Origin of the sequence: Zoogloea dura (assembly GCF_012927165.1) — a bacterium.
Lineage (GTDB): Bacteria > Pseudomonadota > Gammaproteobacteria > Burkholderiales > Rhodocyclaceae > Zoogloea > Zoogloea dura.
On sequence record NZ_JABBGA010000025.1, the window covers coordinates 34,935 to 51,131 of the forward strand.

General features: G+C 66.4%; 10 protein-coding genes. 1 reads left to right on the plus strand and 9 read right to left on the minus strand.

The window, feature by feature from the left end:
* Nucleotides 1-63: 63 nt before the first annotated feature.
* The 8 genes from HHL15_RS21515 to HHL15_RS21550 all read right to left on the minus strand — a co-directional run bounded on the left by HHL15_RS21515 (nt 64) and on the right by HHL15_RS21550 (nt 13,679).
* Nucleotides 64-2,448 carry an efflux RND transporter permease subunit gene (locus tag HHL15_RS21515; protein WP_169147872.1) on the minus strand — a complete coding sequence of 795 codons (2,385 nt, stop codon included), beginning with the start codon at nt 2,446-2,448 and terminating at the stop codon, nt 64-66.
* 63 nt (nt 2,449-2,511) lie between these two features.
* On the minus strand, nt 2,512-3,528 hold the full coding sequence (locus HHL15_RS21520; protein ID WP_169147873.1) for a WD40/YVTN/BNR-like repeat-containing protein: 1,017 nt from the start codon (nt 3,526-3,528) through the stop codon (nt 2,512-2,514).
* A 1,520-nt stretch (nt 3,529-5,048) separates the two neighbouring features.
* Nucleotides 5,049-5,822, minus strand: coding sequence for a ZIP family metal transporter (locus tag HHL15_RS21525; protein WP_235943573.1), 774 nt, complete (start codon nt 5,820-5,822; stop codon nt 5,049-5,051).
* Nucleotides 5,823-5,921: 99 nt separating this feature from the next.
* A complete protein-coding gene (locus HHL15_RS21530; RefSeq protein WP_169147874.1) occupies nt 5,922-6,785 on the minus strand; it encodes a hypothetical protein in 864 nt (287 codons plus the stop codon).
* Entirely contained in the window at nt 6,782-9,058 is a 2,277-nt protein-coding gene (locus HHL15_RS21535) for a hydantoinase B/oxoprolinase family protein (RefSeq protein WP_169147875.1), read from the minus strand. Before HHL15_RS21535 ends, HHL15_RS21530 begins: the two co-directional genes overlap by 4 nt.
* Before the next feature lie 46 nt (nt 9,059-9,104).
* Nucleotides 9,105-11,240, minus strand: a complete 2,136-nt coding sequence (locus tag HHL15_RS21540) for a hydantoinase/oxoprolinase family protein (protein ID WP_169147876.1) — start codon at nt 11,238-11,240, stop codon at nt 9,105-9,107.
* A 97-nt stretch (nt 11,241-11,337) separates the two neighbouring features.
* Nucleotides 11,338-11,736 carry an acetone carboxylase subunit gamma gene (locus HHL15_RS21545; protein ID WP_206198906.1) on the minus strand — a complete coding sequence of 133 codons (399 nt, stop codon included), beginning with the start codon at nt 11,734-11,736 and terminating at the stop codon, nt 11,338-11,340.
* Between the two features lie 5 nt (nt 11,737-11,741).
* Entirely contained in the window at nt 11,742-13,679 is a 1,938-nt protein-coding gene (locus HHL15_RS21550; RefSeq protein ID WP_169147877.1) for a hydantoinase/oxoprolinase family protein, read from the minus strand.
* Between HHL15_RS21550 and HHL15_RS21555 the strand changes: the two genes are divergently transcribed.
* On the plus strand, nt 13,678-13,860 hold the full coding sequence (locus HHL15_RS21555; RefSeq protein WP_169147878.1) for a hypothetical protein: 183 nt from the start codon (nt 13,678-13,680) through the stop codon (nt 13,858-13,860). The genes HHL15_RS21550 and HHL15_RS21555 overlap by 2 nt on opposite strands.
* A 221-nt stretch (nt 13,861-14,081) precedes the next feature.
* Here HHL15_RS21555 and HHL15_RS21560 read toward each other — a convergent pair whose 3' ends face one another.
* On the minus strand, nt 14,082-16,106 hold the full coding sequence (locus HHL15_RS21560; protein ID WP_206198907.1) for a sigma-54-dependent Fis family transcriptional regulator: 2,025 nt from the start codon (nt 16,104-16,106) through the stop codon (nt 14,082-14,084).
* Nucleotides 16,107-16,197 lie beyond the last annotated feature (91 nt).

Here is a 16,197-nt window from a genome sequence, read left to right on the forward strand (position 1 = left end):
GGACAAGACTTGCCCTACCCTCCGGTGCCGCAGCACCGGAGGTCGGACGGGTGGAACGGGAAATCAGACAGCCTGGGCGGGCTCGACCTGGATGGCCTGCTCGACGGGATGGCGCTTGGAGCCGACGATGAACTCCGGCCGGAAGACATAGACCATGGCCGGCATCAGGAACAGGGCCGAAGCCGCCGAGATGAACAGCCAGATGGCGATCAGCACGCCCATGTCGGCCTGCAGGCGCAGGGACGAGAAGCTCCACAGCACCACGCTGGTGACCAGGGTCAGGGCAGTGATCAGCACCCCCTTGCCGGAGGTGGCGATGGACTTGGCGATGGCGCGGCCCACGTCCTTGTGGTGGTGCAGTTCCTCGCGGATGCCATCGACGATGTAGAAGCTGTAATCCACCCCCAGGCCGATGCCCAGGGCCACCACCGGCAGGGTGTTGATGTTCATGCCGATGCCCTTCCAGGCCATGTAGCTGAAGGTCAGGGTGTTGGAGAGCAGCACCGGCACCATGAAGAACATGCCGGCCACCGTAGAGCGGTAGGTGAACATGCAGCAGGCCACCAGCACCAGCAGGGCAAAGGCGATCGACTCGATCTGGCCGGCCAGGATCACCTCGTTCACCGCCGCCAGCACCCCCACCAGCCCCCCGGCAAGCAGGAACTCCGCATCCTCGAGCTTGTTGTTGGCCACGTAGTCCTTGACCCGCGCGATGGCGGTACGGATGGTCTCGCCCTGGTGGTCACGGAAGAACAAAGTCACCGCGCCGTTCTTGGCCTGGGGGTCGGCGAAGCGGTCCATGTCGCCCGGGTCGGCGCCGGAGACGAACATGTACACCAGCTCGCCGTTCTCGTCGGCGCTGCCGCCCAGCTCCTGGTAGCGCGCATTGCCCTCGCGCACCACCCGCTTCACCGCCGGCAGGATGTCGGCCAGGGAGATGCTGCCACCCACTTCCGGCTGGGCCTCCATGTACTTCTGGAAGCGCTCCATGCCTTCGAGCACCGCCGGCTCCTTGAGGGCGCCCTCCTTCTTGCCCGACACCACCACGAACATCCGGTCCGAGCCCTGGAACTTGTGGTTGATCGCCGTGGCGTCCTGGTTATAGGTGGAGTCCGGCCACAGGATGGGCGAGCCCGGGTTGGCATCGCCGACCTTCAGCTTGAAGGCGTAGATGCCCGACACCACGAAGGCCACCCCGGCAACGGCCACCACCGCGAAGCGCAGCTTCGAGGTGACCAGCGCCGCGCACAGGCCGAGCACCTTGTGCAGCAGCGGCTGCACATTGATCGGGTGGGCGTAACGCTTCTTCACCCCGCACCACGACAACAGCACCGGGGTCAGCACCATGGCGCTGAGCATGATCGACAGGATCCACACCGTGCCGATGTAGGAGATCTTCTCCAGCATCGGGATCGGCGTCAGGGCCACCACCAGCACACAGCCCGCGTCCGCCACGATGGCCAGCATGCCGGGCTTGAACAGGTTGAGCAGGCTGGCCCGCGCCGCCGCCGCCGCCGAGCTCGCCCCGGCGGCCACCTCGTCATCGAAGCGCGAGACCAGCTGCACCGAATTGGAGATGGCCTGGGCGGTGATCAGGAAGGCCACCACGATGACCAGCGGGTCCAGGTGGAAGTGCATCAGCTTGGCCGCGCCCAGCGCCCAGATCGCACTGACCACGCCGGTCACCAGCGGCAGCACGGTGCCGTGCCAGGTGCGGGTGATGAGCAGCAGCAGGACCACCAGCGCCCCCACCGTGATCATGAAGATCTGCAGGGTCTCGCCCAGGTAGTGGTTGACCAGCCCGTACAGGATCGGCTCGCCGACCACCCGCACCAGCACCCCGTCACCCTTGGCCCGCTCGGCGATCTCCTCGATCTGGCGGTAGGCCTTGACGTAGTCCACCGCCCCGTCGATGAAGTCGGCGGTGATCAGGGTGGCGCGCATGTCGATCGACACATAGGGCCCGTACACCAGCGGATTGTTGAGCACCGCCTCGCGCAGGGTGGCGATCTCCGCCGCATCCTTCGGCAGGCCGGGCCACATCAGCGGCCGCGACTCGATGCCTTCGGTGGAGGCCCGCACCTCCTTCATCTTCTTCGAAGCCAGGGAGGCGATCTGGTAGGTGTCCACCCCCTCCACCTTCTGCAGCTCCTGGGTGATCTGCCGCACCTTGGACAGCACGGTCATGTTGAACACATCGCCCTGCTCCACCTCCAGCATGATGCTGACCATGTTGGAGCCGCCGAAGGTCTGCTTGAACTGGTTGTTCACCTCCACGTAGGGGTGGTTGCGGGGCAGCAGGTCGCTGAACACCGTCTTCACTTCGATCTGCGCGGCCAGGTAGCCCATCACCGCGGTAAAGCCGACGATGGCCGCCAGCACCGGCACCCGGTGGCGCAGGATCCAGTCGATCACCTGGGCCAGCGCCTTGAATGTCGCATTCTTCATTGCTGTTCCTTGTCTGAAATTGAGGGGGCGCTCAAGAAAGCCCGGCCCGGCCGTGGAGGCCGCTCACTCACGGCCGAGGATGCGCAGTTCGTCCTGGTGCAGCACGGCCAGGTTGGCCCCCGCCAGCACGAAGTCGTCCGCCGTCTTGACGATCTGGGTGCGCCACGACAGGTCCTTGTCGGAGATCCGCGCCGCCTTCCAGTCCTTGCCCGCCTCGTCCGAGGTGACCCGGATGCCCTTGTCGCCCACGGCGACCCAGTGGCTGCCATCCCAGATCACGCAGTTGAGATGCTCGCGGGTCAGCGGCGGCGCCTCCTTCCAGCTCGCCCCGCCGTCGCTGCTCACCAGCACGGTGCCGGCCAGGCCGACCGCCACGCCGTTGTCCGCGTCACGGAAGTACACCGACATCAGGCTGTTCTTCACCGGGCTGGCCACGCTCACCCAGGTCTGCCCCGCATCGGTCGAACGCTGGATCTGGCCGAACTCACCGACCATCCAGCCATTGCGCCCGACGAAGAAGATGTCGTTCCAGGCCTGATCCTTCTCGGCCTGGACCCGCTCCCAGGTGGCGCCGTAGTCGGTGCTCTTCAGCACCGCCCCCACCTCGCCCACCGCCCAGGCCACGCCGTCCGGATAGGTGCGAACCTGCAGCAGCTTGTTGGCCACTTCCGAGCGCGGCACCTTCACTTCCTTCCAGCTCTTGCCGCCGTCGTCGGTCACCACCGCCACACCGCGGTTGCCCACCGCCACGGCGCGCCGTGCATCCCACGCGGAGATGGACTGCAGGTGCGCCACCACCGGCGTGTCCTGCACCCCCCAGCTCTTGCCGCCATCCTCGCTGCGCACGATCTTGCCGTAGGAGCCCGCGGCCCACAGCACCGCCCCGCCCGGCGCCGCCACGCTGTAGAAGGCATCGCGCCGCTCCAGGGGGCGCGATGCGAGGTTGCCGATGCTCGGCTCGGCCTTGACGAAGAAGGCCGCGTACAGCAGCCCGCCGATGATCAGCACCGGCAGGGACGAAGTCCCCGTGGCGCTCAGCCCCCGGGCCACCGGCCCGAGCTTGTTGATGGCCTTAAGCATGTCCCACCTCCCCCGCCCCCTGCCCCGCCCGCGGCTGCGGATCGATGCGCTGCGGCCTGTTGAATACAGTCTCCATACCCACTCCCTTGCCTGTTGCTGTTTTGGCCTATTGGTCTCCAGAGCGCGTCGTCCATTGCCGTATTGATTCCGGACGGTCAGACGGTATTTCCCTCCACCGCCTGCCTATTTGCCCGAATTCAGCGCCGGACGCCTCCTTCAGGCTGAATTAGCAACTTGAATGCCAATATAAGAAACGTTTTTATATTCATCGAAATCAATGATTTAAATGATTTTTATGAACGGATTCCAATTGCGGCGTAGCAGCATTCCGATTGAGGGCGTCCGGTAATGCTTCGGTCGATTGAACGGCTACCGGACGGACGGTGGGGGCGTCTTCAAGCGCACCGGGTTCTGCATTAAAGGCAGGGTGTGGCTCTTTATTATTTGGAATGGATTTGTTTGGGGGAGGGCTTGGTTTCTTTGGGGGAGAGGGGGGCTGCTTGTGAGGTTGGTGGGGCTTTACTGGGGGGCTTTCCGTTGTTTTGGGTTGGATTGGCCGGGATTTCGCCCCGGCGGGCGACTCACTTCTTTGCTTCGCCAAAGAAGTAAGCAAGAAAGGCGACCCGCCTCCCCGGTCGTTCGCTGCGCGAACGACTGCCCTGCGCTGCTCACGGCAGGCGGCCGGCGCGGAACTCGCCCTGCGGGCTCAAACAGCCGCGCCGGACTTCCCCGCCTGCCGTTCCGCTGCTCGGCGGGTCGGAACGGGCTTTGGCCAAGCACCGAGCCTTTACGGAAAAGTCGGTGGGTGCGAGACGCTGGGTTTTGCTTTTCTCGTTGGAAGCCAGCCTCGGCTTCAGCAAACGCGCGGTGTTTGCGAAAAGCCCGTTCTGACCCGCCGAGCAGCGGAGTATCGGGCGGGGCCTTCCGGCGCGGCTGTCTGAGGAGGCGCAGCCGACGAGTTCCGCGCCGGCCGCACGATGCGAGCAGCGCAGGGGAGTCGTTCGCGAAGCGGACGACCGGGGAAGCCCGGTCGCCTTTCTTTCCCCCTTTCTTTGGCGACGCAAAGAAAGGGGTCGCCCGCCGGGGCGAAATCCCGGCCAATCCAACGCAAAACAACGGAACGCCGACCAGCCAAGGCACAAACGAGCACGCCACCTCCAGCCCTGGACAGCCCCCGTCCAGCCCTGGACGCCCCCCCTCCAGGCACTGACAAAATCCATCCAACGCTGAACAAAATCCCCCCAGCCCTGGACCCCGCCCATCCACCCCTAGACAAATTCCATCCACCGCTACACAAAATTCATCCAGCCCTGGACCAAAATCACCCAGCCCCTGACCTCCCCCATCCACCCCTGCACAAAAATCACCCAACCGTGGACACCCCGCGTCCACGCCTGGGTGATTTTCGTCAGCACCTGGACCTCCGCCATGCATTCATTCAGCGACGCAAGGCAAGGGCCCACCCGCCGGGCCGAGGCGGGGTTTCGCGGAGCACTGCTCCGCAAAGGCTCAACGCACACTCACATCAGCACGTGCTCCGCCAGGTGGTGCGCCACGCCGATCGACACCACCCCCGCCCCGATCAACACCACCTGCTCGGCCGTTGCGGCCAGGTGGGTGCGTTGGCGGAGGCCGGGCATCAGGTCGGCGGCGGCCACGTAGAGCATGCTGGCGCAGGCCAGGGCCAGCAGCACCGGCACCGCCCCATCCACCGCCGGCAGGGCCCAGTGGGCCAGCAGTGCGCCGGCGCCCATGGCCAGGCTGGAGAACAGGTTGAAGACCAGCGCGCGGCCGCGGCTGAGGCCGGAGTGGATCAGCACGGCGAAGTCGCCCAGCTCCTGGGGGATCTCGTGGGCGATGATGGCGGCGGCGGTGATCAGGCCGAGGGACAGATCCTGGCTGAAGGCGGTGGCGATCAGCACCCCGTCCACGAAGTTGTGGAAGGTATCGCCGAGCATCACCAGCATGCCGCTGCGGCCGCCATCGCCGTGGCCGTGGTGGGCATGCCCATGCCCGAAGCGCCACAGCAGCAGCTTCTCGAGCAGGAAGAACAGCAGCACGCCGCCGAGGATCAGCGCGCAGGTGAGTTCGGCATCGCCGGAGGCTTCGACAGCGTGGGGCAGGAGCTCGAGGAAGGCCGCGCCGAGCAGCGCCCCCACCGCGTAGCTGAGCAGGCGCGGCACGGCGCGCGGGCCCGCGGCGACGGCCAGGCTGGCGGCAGCCAGCACCGACAGCAGGCCGCCCGCCAGGCTCGCCAGCATGCTGAGGGTGAAGGGCGAGAGCGTGGAGAACATGGGCGGCGGATCCTCGCTGCGGGGCGCCACGCAGCACCTGCGGAAATCGAAAAAAGACGGATGCCGGGGCGCGAAGGATCGCCCCGGCATCCGCCAGGCCTAGGCTCTCAGACGAGCCAGGCTTTCCAGGACAAACTCGGGCCGCTGGTTGGCCGGCACTTCGGCGAAGTAGAACTGCCCTTGCGCCAGGGCCGGCAGCGCCTCGCCGGCCCACAGGGGCAGGCTCACATCCACCCCTGTGGAGACCGGCGGGGCCGCCGTCACATCACGGCTCAGCACCGCATCGAACTCGCCCAGCACGGGCGATTCGAGCACCCCGCTGCTGCGCGGGCGCAGCGCCAGGGACCAGCGGTAGTGGTGGGCCACGTTGATCAGCGGACGGTAGCGCTCCAGGTCGGTCTCGCCCATCTGCGCATCGTCCGGGTGCTCTTCCAGCAGCACCCCGCCCACCGGGCTGGCCGACACCGAGCGGAGCAGGTCGGCCATGTACATGGCGGCGTCCTCGATCCCGTCCGGGTCCAGCTCCACGTCGCTGCGCCCGGCCAGCTGGTTGGCATGCAGCAGCCAGTGCTTGGGCGAGGGCATGGCCAGCACCAGCGGGGTCTGGCCGCGCAGGTTGGCGATCACCGCCTCCACCACTTCGGCCAGCAGCTGGCGCGGGCCTTCCAGCTCCAGCAGGCGGCGCAGCGGGTAGGACAGGCGCCGCTTGGCGCCCAGCTCGGCACGCAGCTCCGGATGGCGGGCGAGCCAGGCATCGAAGAGCTCGCCGACTTCCACCACGGCCACGTCGGGACGCAGCAGCCCCTGGGCCTGGGAGAACCAGGCCAGGAACTGGGCGGCGCCCAGCCACGGGTCGCCCCCCTCCCCCAACAGCAGGCGGCGGGTATAGGCCGAGGACTTCAGCCACACCCGGAGCCCGCTGCCGCCCTTGCCGGGCAGGCTGTCGGCGAGGCTCTGGCTCATTGCTTTTCACCTCCCATGGCGCCCATGGCCAGCAGACGGCTTTCCAGCTCGGCGATGCGCACGTCCTTCGGATGGGGCATGTAGTTGGGGCGCGGCGCGTTGGCGTCGCGGAACTTGTCGGGGCTGCCCATGTAGAGCTTGGCCACGTCGTCGCCCCAGCAGCCGAAGTACTGCAGGTGGGTCGGCGGGGTCGGCTTGTTCCAGCCCTTGATGAACTCGGCATAGGGCACGCCACGGGCGATACGGGCCTTGCGCTCGGCATCGCGGGCCGCCGCGGTGGCCTCGTGGTTGACCGCCAGGGTGTCCGGATCGAACTTGACCTTGTAGAGGCGCTCGGCCACGCCCGGCGACATCAGGCCTTCCTCGATGTCGCGGATCACGCCGGCCGGGTCGCGCTCCAGCAGGTCGCCGTAACCGGCGCCCGCGCCCTGGGAGATCATGAACAGCTCGCCGCGCTTGGAGATCTCGAAGCCCATGCCCATGTGGTGGGTGGTGTAGGTGGCCTCCTCGAAGGGCCGCTCGTTCATGATCTCCTCGATGGAGTGCTTGAACTTGTGCGGTTCGTTGAGGAGCACGTCATACACATCCACGCCCTGCACCTTGCACAGGGGGTAGGAGCCGCAGGCGTAGCCGCCGAAGAGGCCTTGCAGGGGCGGGAACTTGGCGCCCTGGCAGACCGTCATGAAGCCCCACTGCTCGCTGTCCTTGGTGGCCACCATCATGGTGTAGCCCTGGCCGCCACGGTACTTGCCCGGGGCGATGGCGTCGCGGGTCATCTTCTTGGAGACGAGCTGCAGGAAGGGCACCTCCTCCTCGTTGAGCTCCTGCTCGCCGATGTCGGCCATGGTGGCGAAGATCGGCGCCAGGGCGTGCTCGCCGTCGCGGTCGACAGTGGCGCCGGCGCCCATGCCGTTGAGGTCGGCGCACAGGTTGCCCAGCGTCTCGCCGTGCTGGCTGACCCCACCCCAGATGAAGGTGTTGATCATGTTGAAGGTGGGCGCATGCACCTTGGTGTACTTCTCCGGGCAGCTGTACAGGAACTTGGCGACAGCGTGCTGGCCGGCGGTGAAGCCGGTGAAGATGGACATCAGGCTCTGGGAGTTGGGCGCGTCGTAGGAGCAATTGACGATCGAGTGAGGATCGGTGATCACCTCGATCGGCGCGAAGGCGGCCTGGCCGCGCGGCAGGTCGGGCCACACGTAGCACAGGAAGACCTGGGCCAGCATGCCCTTGAGGCCGGCCACGATGGTGTTGGTGGCGCGGTTGGTGAATTCCGGGCTGGAGCCGCGGAAGTCGAAGATCAGCCGGTCGCCCGTCTTGGTGAGCTTGCAGTTGATCTTCACCACGCAGTTCTCGCGCAGGGTCGAGTCCTGGATGATGTAGGTGCGCACCGTCATGTCGGGCCATTCGCTGACCCGCCGCTTGACCTCGGCACGCACGTTTTCCATGGTGGTGCGCAGGGTCGAGATGAGCGCCTCGGGGCCGTCGGTGTTGAGCGTTTCCTCGATGCGCTGCTTGATGCGCAGGCAGGCGAACAGCTTGACCTTCATGTCTTCGTACTGGAGCTTGGGCTCGCGCACGGAGTTCTGCAGGAAGGTCAGGATGTCGCGCTTGATCTGGTAGTTCTCGACCACCTTGAACGGGCACATCTTGAGGCCTTCGTCGCAGGGGCTCTCGGCCATCGACGGCATGCCGCCCGGCTCGATGGCGCCGTTCTCGCCCTCATGCACCGTGGAGGCCACCCAGCACACCAGCTTGCCCTTGTGGAAGATGGGCAGGATCATCGACTGGTCGGTGTTGTGCACGTTACCGTAGCGGGAGTCGTTGTGGATGAAGCCGTCGCCTTCATTCACGCCCACGGTGGGGTCGTTCACCCAGTTCTTGATGATGAACTTGATCGGGTGGTGCACCAGGGCCGAGAAGATCAGCACCCCGCCGGCGCTGGCGATGGCCAGATCGCCCGAGGCGGAGTACACCCCGGTGATCACGTCGCCCCACTTGGCGCCGGGGGCGGCGCCCATCTGTTCGACCATCTCGTAGCCTTCGTCGCAGCCCGCCTGGATGCGGTCGCGGATCTTGGCGATGGTGTGGGCGTCGCCCACCTTGCGCATGCATTCGTCCTCGACCTCGCTGCGCGGCATCAGGTCGTGGTTCTGCATGATCTCCGGGTCGGGCCCGAGGAACAGGGTGGTGTCGTTGAGGAACTTCTTGATCAGCGCCACTTCCTCGGGGCTCGGCAGCTTGGCCGCTACCGGCGTATTCATTTCGCTCATTTTCAATCCTGTCGTCTATGTGGGTTGAATCGGTCCGCCGCGGCGCTCAGGCACGCAGGAACCAGGACGCGCCCTGCTTGGCCGCCACGAAGTTCCAGCCCGGGTTAACCAGGAAGGTGGTGACTTCGGAGGCGATGATCGCGGGCCCCGGGATCTGCACGCCCGGCTCGATGGCGGCGCGGCTCCACACCGGCGTCTCGAAGGAGCCCTCGTGGCCGACGAACCAGCACTTGCGGGTGCTGCTGGGCGCCGGCGGGTTCTTGCGCTGCTCGACGGGCACCGGCTTGATGTCCTCGAACTGCACGGTCTCGTGGCGCACGTAGGCGGCCACCCGGATGGTGTTGATGCGGATGCCTGCCTCCGGTGCCTGGGAGCCCTCGCCGAAGCGCTTGCCGTAGTCGTTGGAGAACTGGGAGATCATCGCCAGCACATCGGTGGGGCCATGCAGCTCGTGCTTGGGGATCACCGCGGTGGTCTGCACCAGCTGGTTGCCATAGCGCATGTCCAGCTCGAGGTTGTGGCAGATGTCTTCCTTGGCGATGCCCTGGCGCAGCAGATCCTGGGTGCCCTGCTCCTTGAGCTCGGCGACGATGCTGTTGAAGCGGGTGTAGTCGTCGAAGATGTGCCGGGTGTTGGAGTCGTACAGCACCATGTACAGCGACTGCTCGTGGATGTGCAGCTGGTGCATGTTGCCGGCCCCCACCGCGGAGAACACCGAGCTGAGCGGCGGCGCCAGGATCTTGTCGATGGACAGGTTCTGGGCGATGCCGCAGCAGTGCAGCGGGCCGTTGCCGCCATAGGCCAGCATGGTGAAGTCCTTGGGGTCGTAGCCGCGCGCCCGCAGTTCGGTGAACAGGCCGTTGGCCATGTTGTCATCCACCTTCTCGCGGATCAGCAGGGCGGCTTCGATCACCGAGCAGTCCAGGTCGTCGCACAGGGCGTCCTCGATGGCCGCCGAGGCGCGCCGCGGGTTGAGGGGGATCGAACCGCCGGCGTAGTTCTTGGCGTCCAGGTAGCCCAGCAGCAGGTCGGCGTCGGTCACCGTCGGCTTCATGCCGCCGCGGTCGTAGCAGGCCGGGCCGGGGTCGGAGCCGGCGGATTCGGGGCCGCACTTGACGGTGTCGTACATGCGGTCGTAGCTCGCCACCGAGCCGCCACCCGCGCCCAGGGTGACCAGGTGCACCATCGGCACCGACACCAGCCAGCGGTCGATCACCGGGTTGAAGTCGTAGTGCTTGATGCCGCCATCCACCACGATGCCGATGTCGTAGCTGGTGCCGCCCATGTCGGTGGCGACCACGTTGCCGAGGCCGGCCTGCATGGCCAGGTGCTCGGAGGCGCCGATGCCGGACACCGGGCCGGAGTGGATGGTCTGCAGCGCATCGGTGGAGTTGAGCTGGGCCATGCCGCCGGAGTTGTGGATGACCAGCATCGGCTTCTCGTAGCGGTGGGCGCGCAGGTTCTGCTCGAGGGCCGACAGGGCGTGGTACATGGTGCTGTGCAGGTAGCCGTCGACGATGGCCGAGGTGGCCCGCACGTACTCGCCCTTGCGGCCGGCCACCTGGTGGGACAGGATCACCGGGATCGCGCCGAGCAGGTGGGAGGGATATTCCTCCAGCAGGATCTCCTCGATGCGCTGCTCATGGTCCGGATTGACCACCGCATTCACCAGGGCCACCACGATGATCTCGGCGCCCCGGTCCACCAGCTCGCGGATCTGGCTGCGCACGTCGTCCTCGTCCAGGGGCATCACCAGCTTGCCCTGGAAGTCCACCCGCTCGCGCACGCCGCGGATCATGTGGGGCAGCACCAGGGGGTCGGGACGCTGGGCGTTGGGCATGTCCTGCTGGCCCAGGTTGTCAAGGCCTTCGCCGTAGCCGCGGGCCCGGGACAGGGGCACGGTGGCTTCGAAACCGGCCGTCACCAGCATGCCGATCTTGGGGCCCTTGTGCTCGATCAGGGCGTTGGTGCCCAGGGTGGTGGCGTAGCGCACCGAATCCACTTCGGACAGGATCTTCTCCAGATCCAGGTCCAGCACATGGCAGGCCTTGCCGAGGGCCTCGTTGAAGCCGAGGGCCAGGTTGTGATGGGTGGTCAGGGCCTTGGCTTCGATGTATTTGCCATCCCAGACCACGAAACAATCGGTGAAGGTCCCACCGATATCGACGGATACACGCCTCATGCTAACTCCTCAATTCGTTCGTTCGGGCGTCCGGCCACAGCGGGCGGACGCCGGCGATTCACGGGGGGCCCGCCGCGTCGCGGCGAGCCGGGGGGCATCAGTGCCCGTGGCCCTTGTCGGCGGTCACCGCGGGGCCGACCACCGCTTCCTTGACCTCTTCGCGCCGGGCCCACTGGGCGCGCAGCGCCGGCAGGTCGGGCTCCATGTCATGGAGGGGCGGGTGGCCGGGGACGGCGTATTCGGTTTCCACCTGGGTGCCGCAATGGGGGCAGTAGTACTCGAGGATGCGCACCCATTCCGGATCGGGGCTGAAGGTGAACCGGTACTTCTCCGGATCGATGATGGGCGGGTGGATCTCCCGCGGATCCCGGTTGTGCACCAGCATCCCTTCCTTGTAGCTCTTGCCCGCCGAGCCGATGACGTGGTCGCAGACGCGGCATTCCCACTGTTCCGCATCCAGGTCGATGCGCAGGTATTCGGTCATCAGTACTTTCATTTTTCTCAGGCCTTTCTGTTGAGCAGGATGTCGCCCGCGTCGCTGATGACGAAACTCCAGCCATCCAGCACCCGGCAGGTGAAATAGTCTTCTTCGAGGATTGCCGGCCCGGCGGCGTGGTCGCCCGGATTGAGCTGGGCGAGGCGATAGACCGGCACGTCGATGCGGCCCTGACCGCGGGTCAGCACGTTGCGGGTGCCGTCGGCCTGGGCCGGCTGGCCCTGGACGAAGCTCGCCTTCTTGTCGCCGGCCCGGCGCAGGGACTTGACCGCGCGCAGCTCCAGCTCGACGGACTTGACGCTGGCCAGCTCGGCCGGGAAGGCGGTGCTGTCGCCGAGGGGCAGCACGCGGTCTGCGGCGCCATCGACTTCACCGACCAGCCAGGCCTCGACCTCGTATTCGCCCGGCCCGAAGCCTTCGGCGAACATGTCGCGGGAGGCCTTGACCTTGAGGTTCTCCAGCGCAGCCGCCAGGGCTGCATCGCTGCGCTCTTCGAGGACCAGCGCATAGCGCTGCGAGATGTCGCAGGCGCCGATGCCGAAGGCGCTGAACACCGCCGCCAGCTTGGGCACCGCCACCCGGTCGATGCCGGCCTTCTCGGCCACGCCGCAGGCGTTGAGGGGGCCGGCGCCGCCGAAGGCGAGCATCACGGTGTCCTTGGAGAGCTTGGTGAAGCGGTGCAGCTCGACCGCGATCTTGTCCTCGTAGGCGTGTTCCATCTGCAGCAGCGCATCGTCGAGGCTGATGCCCAGGGGCTGGGCGATGGCCAGGGACACGGCGGTGGCCGCCCGGTCCAGGTCGAGGCCCATGCCGCCGCCGAAGAAGGACTTGGGATCGAAGAGGCCGGACAGCAGGCTGGCGTCGGTGATGGTGGCTTCCTTGCCGCCACGGCCGAAGCAGGCGGGGCCGGGCACCGCGCCCACGCTCTCGGGGCCGATCACGATGCGCTTGTTCACCACCTTGAAGATGGAGCTGCCGCCGGCACCCGCGCTCATGATCTCGCACAGGGGGAAGGACACGCTGATGCCTTCCACGTGGCCGCGCTGCACCTCGGCGACCTTGCCGTCCAGGCACTGGCCGATGTCGGTGGTGGTGCCGCCCACGTCGATGGCCACCACGTCGGGCATGTTGTACAGGCGGGCGAAGGTCTTCATGCCCTCCATGCCGCCGCGCGGGCCGGAGCTGTAGGTCTTGATCGCCACGGTCTTGGCCACCCGGGAGGCGTCGCCATCGTTGCGGAAGATCAGCAGCGGGTTCTTGGTGCGGTAGTCGCGCAGGCGGTTTTCCGCATTGAACAGGAAGGCCTCCATGGCCGGGTGCAGGAAGGAGTTGATCAGCGCCGTCCAGGTGCGGCGGACCACGTCCCGGTCGGTGGTCAGGTCGCTGCCGTAGAGCACCGGCACGGCGCCCAGCAGGTGGCGCGGGTACTTGCGCAGCACGACCTTCTTGAAACGGGTCTCCAGGTCGAGGAACTCCCCGCCGCCGAAACTCACCACCAGGCGGTTGGCACCGGCCGCGGTGAGCTGGTTGATGGCCTTGACCACCTCGATGTCGGCCTCTGCGCCGGTCACCGCCGCGGTGTCGAGGAAGACCACCCGGTCACCGACCAGGGCCTCGAAGACCTCCGGATCATGCTCGGCCAGGCGCACCGGCAGGTCACGGGCCTTGGCGTCGATGATCAGGCCCAGGCGCGGCCCCTTGCGCTCACAGATGGCGTTGGTGCCCTGGGTGGTGGAATAGCGGATCAGGTCCACCTCCTCCAGCAGGCGCGCCACGTTCTGCTCGCCGTAGATCACCCCCGACGCTTTTTGCAGCCCTTCGAAAAAGCATTTGCTCAAGTCGTAGGGCGTGGTCAACACCTTCGTCTTCTTGACGGTGTCGTCCATGATGATGCAGATATCGGTGAGCGTCCCACCGTTATCGATGTTGATTTGCAATGCCATGCCGCATTACCTCCTGCCATCCATTTGTGGATTGAAAGCGTTTCCAGTTCTTGGTCTGGAAACCGTGCTCTTCGGGATTCCGGGAATGAAGGCTCCCGGACTGTCCGTACAGGGATATGGCAAGCAGCGTGCCAGCGGAAAGAGAGAATTGATAAACAGCCAACCAATTGATTTTATTTGATTAAAAATAAAATCAACAAACCCGTGAATTAATCTCCCGTTTTCCTTCCGGATACCCGTCCGGATTCCGGTTGAAATAATGCAACGCAACATCGAACGCCCGGACCGTCCGGAGGACGGACGCTCTGCATTTCGGGATGAAATAAGGCGGAAAGGGCTTTCAGAAATGGACAGGGGCGGCTTCCGCCGCCCCTGCATCCCCCAGAAAAGCCGTCCGGGCAATCAGACCCGGTAATTGCGCAGATCGTCCACGTAGCTCTCGAGCCCGAAGCGTTTCAGCTTCACGTACACCGTGCTCTTGGCGATGCCCAGCTCCCGCGCCACCGCCGTCATGTTACCGCGGCAGCCCTTGATGGCCCGCAGGATGGCATCCCGCTCGGCGTTCTCGAGACAGGTCAGGTCGCTGCCCTCACCGACCGGCAGCACCTCTTCCGGTGCGCGATCGCCCAGCGCGCCCCATAGATCGGCCGGGACGTCGGCCTCGGTCAGGACCTGCCCCTGGGCGGTGAGCAGCATGCTCTCCATCACATTGCGGAACTCCCGGATATTCCCCGGCCAGGCGTACTGGCGCAGCAGCTCGACCACCCCCGGAGCGAGCACCCTGGGCTCCAGGCCATGCTGGCGCGACAGGCGCTCCAGGTAATAGGCGCCGAGCAGGGGGATGTCGGCAGCCCGCTCGCGCAGGGACGGGATGTTGATGCTGGTCACCGCAACCCGGTAGAACAGGTCCATGCGGAAGCGGCCGGCCTGGATCTCCTTGCGCAGATCCCGGTTGGTGGCGGCGATCAGGCGGAAATTGACCTTGCGCGGCTTGTTCTCGCCCAGGCGATAGACCTCGCCCTCTTCCAGCACCCGCAGGAAATGCGGCTGCAGGTCGATGGGCATCTCGCCGATCTCGTCGAGGAACAGGGTGCCGCCGTCGGCCGCCTCGATCTTGCCCATCATGCCGCCCCGGCGGGCCCCGGTGAAGGAGCCTTCGGTGTAGCCGAAGAGTTCGCTGGTCAGCTGCTCGCGGGAGAAGCCGCCGCAGTTGAGGGCCACGAAGGGCGCGTCGCGGGTGGCCCCGGACTCGTGGATGCAGCGGGCAAACACGTCCTTGCCGACGCCGGTCTCGCCGAGCAGCAGCACCGGCACACGGGACCTGGCCAGTTGCTGGGCCCGCCCCACCGCCTGCAGCAGGGCTGGCGATTCGCCGACCACCCGCTCGAAGGCGCCCTTCTCGGCCGCATCGCAGCTGTACACCGGCGCGGGGAAGCGGCCTCCGGCCGTCGCGCCCTTGCGGCTCGGCACGGTCAGTACGGCACCGATGTGCTCGCCGTCCTGGATCACCGGCTCCAGCCACTCCCGGCGCATCCATTCGGGCAGTTCGTCCGGCACCTCATGCCCTTTCTTCCAGGACAGGCTGAGGGAGGCCAGGCCATCCGGCGCCGCCTGCGCTTCGCCGATCCCCAGATCGGCCAGCACGACCGACGCCCGGCCGTTGGCCTTGATGGCCCGGCCGCGCCGGTCGAAGACGATGATGCCGTCAGCCGAACTGCCCGACAGGCGATCGACACAGCCTTCCAGCAAACGGTAGCGGATGCCCATCTCGATCTTGGCCAGGCGGTTCTCGATACGCCCGGCGGTGGCCACCACCAGGGCCAGGCTGTGACGGCTGTAGGACGCACTCAGGCCGGACACATCCACCACCCCGAGGATGGTGCCGTCGTAGGGATCGCGGATCACCGTGGCCGAACAGGACCAGCGCTTGATGCCGGCGCAGTAGTGCTCCGCCGAGTGGATCTGCACCGGCTGACCAACCTCCAGGGCGGTCCCGATGGCATTGGTGCCACAGGCCAGCTCGCTCCAGTTGGCGCCGGAGAGGAGGTGCACATTCTCCGCCGCGCCGCGGGTGGTCATGTCGCCCTCGAGATTGAGGATGGTGCCGCACTGATCGGTGAGGACCATCACCGTGCCGGTCTCGGACAGGAAGTCGCGGGCCGAAGCCATCACCGGCGCACTGGCGGTGAGCAGCTCGCCGCATTCGTCGCGCAGGGAATGCAGGAAGTGCTCGCCGATCGGCGGTGGCGCCTGGTCGCGCCCCGGATCGACGCTGGCCCCCTGGCAACGCCGCCAGGAATCGTCGATGAGACGCCGGAGTGCATCCGAAGCGGTTTCATCGCCGCTCAGGAAGCGCTCCCAGGACGTCATGATGTGACCGTCGTTCTCCGGTACGGAAAACAACTGGCCGGATGCTGTGGCAGCCATGTCCACCCTCCTTTGGTTGTAGGCCCGACCAGGTCATCGCGGCATACCCTGCCGCCCGCCCGGTTCTGTCTTTCTGCGGAGCCCCGGCGGA